This is a genomic window from Xanthobacter autotrophicus (genome assembly GCF_029991245.1).
In the GTDB taxonomy this organism is placed as follows: domain Bacteria; phylum Pseudomonadota; class Alphaproteobacteria; order Rhizobiales; family Xanthobacteraceae; genus Xanthobacter; species Xanthobacter autotrophicus_C.
Genome location: NZ_JAIVFO010000357.1, coordinates 1 through 273 on the forward strand (window position 1 = coordinate 1; position 273 = coordinate 273).

Below are 273 nucleotides of genomic sequence, written 5' to 3' on the forward strand. Positions count from 1 at the left end.
CGACGGCGTGCGTCCAGGTGACGGACAGCGCCTTTCCCGCCGGGCAGCAACTGAATGTCTACATGCGCTACAACCTGCCGGAGGGGCGCTTCACCGCGCGGGGCACGTGCACGCTGGTGAGCAACGACGTGCCAGCGGCGGGGCTGGTCCTGGCTGGCTGCGCGATGCGACTGGTGGACGTGCCCACGGGCTTCGTAGGTGGCTCGGTGTCGAGCACCAGCGTCTTCAATCCCCGCAAGCTGCCGGGCTACGCCACGGGTTCGTATTACACGC

Annotated in this window: 1 protein-coding gene; it reads left to right on the plus strand. The window is 68.1% G+C overall.

Annotated elements, in window-relative coordinates; all coding sequences use genetic code 11:
* Window positions 1-17 precede the first annotated feature (17 nt).
* Window positions 18-273: hypothetical protein (locus tag K9U41_RS23205; protein WP_282643193.1), on the plus strand; the 256-nt coding region annotated here is incomplete at its 3' end.